Consider the following 6,147-nt stretch of genomic DNA (forward strand, 5'->3'; position numbering starts at 1 on the left):
CTGGTTACCGTATAAGCCGGGACAGAACTACTAAGTTTTCTTTACTCCATTCACTCAGCTTGTGCGTTTTCCTTCCCCTTTTTCTCAAAGCCGGTTCTCTCCTTTATCCTGCTTGCCTTCTTGGAGCGGCCTCTTAGGTAGTAGAGCTTTGCCCTTCTCACCTTTCCCTGTCTCTTGACCTCTATCATCTGGATCAAGGGAGAATGTAGGGGGAATATCCTTTCTACCCCCACCCCATACGAGACCTTCCTGACGATAAAGGTTTCTCTTACCCCGCCGCCCTTTTTCGCTATCACTACACCCTCGAAAACCTGAATCCTTTCCCGGTCCCCTTCCTTGATTTTATAGTGTACGGCGACGGTGTCTCCAGGACGAAAAGCGGGTAAATCCGCCCTCATCGCCGCCCTTTCGATTTCATCTATGACGTTCATTTTCTTTGTCCTCCCTCATATTTTACTCGAGAATAATCTATCTAGTATTATGGAAGCTGCACTCCTTACCGAGAGATGATTGTAATCGGTCAAGCCTTCGATTGGTTTTAGGGCAAAGTCAGCGCTCTCCATCACCTCATTGGCAATTCCCCACCCGGTACCGAAAAGAAGCAGGTACGCCTCAGTACCGCCAAAAATCCTTTCCTTTAGCTCGGAGTAGCCAATCGTGTTCTCCCTTGGTCTTGCGTCGGTTACTACTACCTTGGGTCTTACCCCTTCTATTTGTTCAATTTCCTTAATGGCCTCGTCGAGCGAGTTTTTAATCCGAACGAGCTTGAGCGCTTCGACCCTGGTAGGATTGAATGACGAACCGGGTCCTTCCATCCAATGCTGAAGCACCCTTTCCACCAGTCTTTGCTGCTCCCGGGAAGGTTGCACCAGAAAAAAAACCTTTATCCCATAAGCCCTAGCCGCCCTTGATATATCGTGGATATCCAGATTTACGAAGGCAGTAGTTACAATTTTAAAGCGTTTATTGTAAACTGGATAATGAACTAATGCAACATATACCCTGAAGGAAGGGGGGTTTTGCCTCCTGGTTTCTTTCAAAAATTGAAAATCCTCCTTCTTGAGATTAGCTCTATCCAGCAAGTCCGGTCTACGTAGGAACGTTCTTTTAATACTCTCCTTCCTCCTCCACTTGGCAATCTCCTGGTGATTCCCGGACAGCAAAACCTGGGGAACCCTTTTCCCTTTATACTCTTCCGGCCTAGTATATTGGGGATACTCCAGTAGACCGTCTACGAAGGAATCATCGTAAGGAGACCCTTCATTACCGAGCACGCCGGGAATGAACCTAGATACCGCATCTATTATCACCGAGGCCGCATACTCCCCGCCCGACAACACGTAATCTCCGATGGAGATTTCCCTGTCCACATAGATTTCTCTTACCCTTTCATCTATGCCCTCGTATCTTCCGCAGACCAAGATTATCTGGTCATACCGAGACAGCTCCCTGGCCACTTTGTCGGATAACCTTTCGCCCTGTGGGGTGGTCAGTATAACCACACATTTCAGTCCCTCTACTTTTGTCGACTCTATGGCCCGGCCAAGTGGTTCGGGCGTCATCACCATACCGCTTCCACCTCCATAAGGGCTATCGTCAACCGTCCGGTGCTTATCGTCGGAAAAACTCCTTACGTCGTGGGTGTAAATTTCGAACAATCCCTTCTCCCGCGCCTTATTCAGAATTCCGAGCGAGAAAATGGACTCAAAGAACTGGGGGAATATGGTAAGAATGTCGTATCTCATGACTAAATATGAAGGAAAGAACTATCGAGGTTAGATCAAAACATTCAATCAATTAGTCCTTTGATAGGCAAGATGGTAATGCGTGAGTCTTTAAGGCTTATCTCCTTTATTATGGAATCGACCATGGGGACCAGAAATTCCTTTTTCTTATCCTCGACAACTAGCAGGCTTTGCCAGGTCCTATCCATCAAGGTTTTTACTCTGCCGATATACACTCCCTCGGTGGTGTAAGCCTCGAGCCCTATTAGTTGAAACCAGTAATATTCATTTTCTTCGGGCTCTAGGAGGTCAGAAGTATCAACCATAACCAGACATCCTGTAAACTCTTGAGCTAGGTCTAACGTTGTTACCCCATAGAGTTCTACCACTGCAGAATCTTTCTCAAAAACCTTGCCCAAGATTTTGTACTCGTCAGGCTCTTCACCCTGTTTTTTTTGTATAAAAACCCTCTCCAGCCCGTACAGATTATAAAGCTCACGGCTAAAAGGAAGTATCTTTATTCCTCCTCTAAACCGGTGTACTTTCACTACCTTTCCAAATGGGATAAGTCCCATTTTTAATTTGAGGGGTATGGAGCTCTTTATTCCAGAATTTCTAGGACAGCCCGTCTCCGCGCCTTAGCGGCTGCAGCACCAAGTATGGTTCTAATAGCTTTGGCTGTTTTCCCCTGTTTTCCGATTATCTTACCTAGGTCTTCAGGAGCAACCTTGAGTTCCAGCACTGCAGTCTGTTCGCCGGTAACTTCTCGCACCTCAACTTTGTCCGGGTTATCCACTAGAGATTTCGCAATGTAGGCCACCAGCTCCTTTAGCTTTTCCATCTCACTTATACCTCCTAAGGTTTTTATCTGATATCTTGGACGATATTCATGCTAGTCCCGTGCGTGCATTCAGGCGAGCTTCGAAATCAGTTTTTCTACCCTCTCCGTGAGTTGAGCACCATGCTCTATCCAATCTTTTACCCTATCGGTTTTCACCTCCAGTATATGTGGTTTCTTCCGCGGGTCATAATAGCCCAGAATCTCTAAAAACTTACCGTCGCGGGGTGCGCGTGAATCAGCGGCAACGATCCTGTAAAAAGGTTTCTTTTTCGCTCCGGTCCTCATGAGTCTTATCTTAACCAATCTATTTACCTCCCTTGATTTTACCAGGTATCCACTAGAATTTGACCTACATAAATCTCATCATTTTTTTGGCAAGTTTACCCATCCTGCCCATGTTTTTCATCATGTCCCGCATCTGCACATAGTTCTTGATAACCCGATTTACGTCCTCAACCCTGGTACCACTCCCCTTTGCAATCCTTTTTCGTCTACTTCCGTTGAGTATAGTGTGGTTTTTTCTTTCCTTAAGTGTCATAGAATCGATTATAGCAATAGTCTTCTTAATCTCTTTCTCCGCCATATCCAGAGCCTTGGGGTTTTTGGCAATCTGCTTCATTCCCGGAATCATCTCCGTCATGTTTTCTAAGGAGCCGAGTTTACGCATAGCCAGCATTGCTTCTTTAAAATCGGAGAGTGCGAATTCATTCTTGAGGAGCTTATTAGCCATCTCTTCGGCTTTTTTCTCCTCAAACGCAGTTTGCGCTTTTTCGATGAGGGTAAGCATGTCTCCCATGCCCAAAATCCGCGAGGCGATTCTCTCCGGATGAAATACCTCAAGAGCATCCAGTTTTTCTCCAGTTCCAAAAAATTTTATCGGCTTTCCAGTCACCGCCTTGATGGAGAGTGCCGCACCTCCCCTGGCATCGCCATCCATCTTGGTGAGTATAATTCCATCGATATCGAGGGCCTGGTTAAAGCTGGTGGACACATTAACCGCATCCTGGCCGGTCATGGCATCAGCAACCAGAAGTATCTCATGAGGGTTTACCTCTTCTTTTATTCTTCTGAGCTCCTCCATCAGATCTTCGTCTATATGAAGCCTGCCCGCAGTGTCGATGATGAAAACATCATATCCGCCGTAGAGGGCGGCGGACCGGGCCTCCTTGGAAATCTCTACCGGATTTGCGCCAGGCTGAGTATCATAAACGCCGGCACCGACCTGCTCCGCAAGAACTTTAAGCTGTTCTATGGCCGCTGGCCGATATACGTCGGCGGGTACCAGATAAGGTTTTCTCTTGTATTTCTCCTTGATTGATTTCGCCAGTTTTGCGGTGGTGGTAGTTTTTCCAGACCCCTGTAATCCCACGAGCATTATGCCCACGGGTGGAGTGGTCTTGAGGTTTAGCTCAGAACTTTCCTCTCCGAGAACCTTGACCAGCTCCTCGTAGACTACTTTTATAAACTGCTGGCCCGGGGTGAGGCTCTGTATTACTTCCTGTCCTAGGGCACGGCTCTTTACGGATTCTACAAAATCCCTGACTACTTTGAAGTTTACGTCGGCCTCTAATAGGCTGAGACGCACCTCACGAAGCGCAGTCTGGATGTTATCCTCGCTAAGTTTTCCATAGCCTCTTATTTTCTTTAACGTTGAGCTTAGCTTTTCAGAAATCCCCTCGAACATATCCGCTTTGAGAAACACTCTTATCAAAAGTAAACTTTAATAGCTATCATAACTTACATATATTGTCAAATAATTCTACATACCTTGTCAACTGTAACAATTACCGTAACTAAAATTAGCCTCCCAGATTTAGTCAAAAAACATAACCGTTTGTCTTATACCAATCTATCGTCTTTTTAAACCCCTCCTCCAAAGGTGTAAAACTCAATCCCAGCTCCCTTTTCGCTTTGCTGTTTGAGCCAGCGGCACCGACCTCCATCGCTCTCAGACCGTCCACCGCAAATTTAGGCGGCCTCCCGGTGAAGAAAGATCTTACTTCCAGGCTATGGGCGATAAATTTCATCAAGGAAGGAGGAATTTGTCTATTGGGAATAGGAGCGCCGGCAATCCGGTTAATTAGCTCGAATAAATTTCCAATGCTAATGTTATCTCCAACCAGTATGTATTTCTCCCCAACCCTTCCCTTCTCCGCCGCAAGAATGTGGCCATTTACCACATCGTCTATATAAACGATAGGGATCATACTATCTTCAAAGAACCTGACCTTAAGCCGGCTGTTCAGAAGGTCGATTATCGTTCTTCCAAAAGTCTTCAAGTCACCCGGGCCCATCACTACCCCCGGATTCAAAATTACTACCGGAAGTCCCTTTTCTCGGTGGATCTCCAATATCTCTCTCTCCGCTAGGAATTTCGACCTTCCATAATGGCTCTCAAAATCCCTTCTATGCCCGGTCTCTTCGGTGGCAATTTCTCCCCTTGGCTGTCTTATAGAAGCTAAGCTGCTAGTGTAGACCACCTTTTTAACACCGGCCTCAAGCGCCTCAAGCATTATGTTTTTCGTGCCATCGACGTTGACTTTATAATAAATGCTTATGTCTTTTAGCCACCAACTGGCTACATTCCCCAACTGATAAAGTACGTCGCAACCCTTAAGTGCCCCCTTTATCGAAGCCCTGTCCGTGATGTCGCCGATGATTGTTTCTATGCCTCGCTTTTGCAGCGAAAGCGCCTTTTCCCGGTCTCTAGCCAAGGCTTTGACCTCCACCCCTCGCTCGAGTAGCTCCTCTATCAAGCGCCCGCCTATGAACCCGGTCGCCCCGGTGACAAATGCATTCACGACATCACCCATGATGTTTATAACGGTTGCTTTAATTATGCCTAAAAACGTTCAAGCATGACAGCAATCATTAGGAAATATTTGTAAGGAGTGAAAACGGACGGATTTAGCAGTGTTACTACCTTGGCCATTAGTTGCAAGAGTCAGAATTTGAAATTTCAGATAGTGTCATATCGATTCTTGGATAGGCAAATCTCATCAAATTCCTGCCTCTTTGTCATACCCGAAATCATTAATCGGGTATCCATAATCAAAAACTGGATTCCCACTTTCGTGGGAATGACAAAGCAGAGGACCTCAGCTTAAGCTTGTATTCAAAAGTATTAATCTGGTAACATGCGGGAATGACCAGTAGTCCCGGTCAGAAGTTCTTGCTACGATGTATCTAATATTAAATCTAGGTTATCACACATTAGTCTAATTAGACCTGGCAGGACTTCATCAGATGTAGATTCCTTAAAGCAATCTCACCTCAAGCGGGTGGCGACAAGAGTTTTCAAGAAGAAACCTTATCCCAACATCAAGAATTACTTTCCTTGAACTTATGATTACCATTCCTTTGTGTCTTGATCAAATAATAAATGTGCTCAAATTCCTGCCTGCTTATCACACCTTTATCAAAAAGCGCCCCGACTAGAGTCCAGGTGAGGCTTTTTTGGTCGATTTGAACCCCTTCGCGCTCAAGTAAGGTTAGAATGGCGTCCACTGCTTCCTGTGCTGAATAATCCCCGTACTCTTGCCTGAAATTCATCTCTCCGTACCTCCTTAATTACCAACTCCG

8 protein-coding genes are annotated in these 6,147 nt (G+C 45.9%); all 8 read right to left on the reverse strand.

The window, feature by feature from the left end:
• Positions 1 to 50 precede the first annotated feature (50 nt).
• Positions 51 to 431 (reverse strand): 50S ribosomal protein L19, encoded by a 381-nt coding sequence (rplS, locus tag VNN20_09425; GenBank protein HWP92403.1) that lies wholly within the window; start codon positions 429 to 431, stop codon positions 51 to 53.
• A gap of 15 nt (positions 432 to 446) precedes the next feature.
• The gene (gene trmD, locus VNN20_09430; protein HWP92404.1) at positions 447 to 1,745 is read right to left on the reverse strand and encodes a tRNA (guanosine(37)-N1)-methyltransferase TrmD; all 1,299 of its coding nucleotides are present in this window, start codon (positions 1,743 to 1,745) and stop codon (positions 447 to 449) included.
• A 44-nt stretch (positions 1,746 to 1,789) separates the two neighbouring features.
• A complete protein-coding gene (rimM, locus tag VNN20_09435) occupies positions 1,790 to 2,272 on the reverse strand; it encodes a ribosome maturation factor RimM (protein ID HWP92405.1) in 483 nt (160 codons plus the stop codon).
• Between the two features lie 53 nt (positions 2,273 to 2,325).
• Positions 2,326 to 2,565: a KH domain-containing protein gene (locus VNN20_09440; protein ID HWP92406.1), complete on the reverse strand. Its 240-nt coding sequence runs from the start codon at positions 2,563 to 2,565 to the stop codon at positions 2,326 to 2,328.
• A gap of 69 nt (positions 2,566 to 2,634) precedes the next feature.
• Complete coding sequence (gene rpsP / locus VNN20_09445; GenBank protein ID HWP92407.1) at positions 2,635 to 2,868, reverse strand: 30S ribosomal protein S16; 234 nt, start codon at positions 2,866 to 2,868, stop codon at positions 2,635 to 2,637.
• 46 nt (positions 2,869 to 2,914) lie between these two features.
• Positions 2,915 to 4,267: a signal recognition particle protein gene (gene ffh / locus VNN20_09450; protein ID HWP92408.1), complete on the reverse strand. Its 1,353-nt coding sequence runs from the start codon at positions 4,265 to 4,267 to the stop codon at positions 2,915 to 2,917.
• A gap of 115 nt (positions 4,268 to 4,382) precedes the next feature.
• Positions 4,383 to 5,378, reverse strand: coding sequence for an SDR family oxidoreductase (locus VNN20_09455; protein HWP92409.1), 996 nt, complete (start codon positions 5,376 to 5,378; stop codon positions 4,383 to 4,385).
• A gap of 508 nt (positions 5,379 to 5,886) precedes the next feature.
• Entirely contained in the window at positions 5,887 to 6,117 is a 231-nt protein-coding gene (locus VNN20_09460) for a hypothetical protein (protein ID HWP92410.1), read from the reverse strand.
• Positions 6,118 to 6,147 lie beyond the last annotated feature (30 nt).

This window comes from Thermodesulfobacteriota bacterium (assembly GCA_035559815.1).
Lineage (GTDB): Bacteria > Desulfobacterota_D > UBA1144 > Nemesobacterales > CSP1-2 > DATMAT01.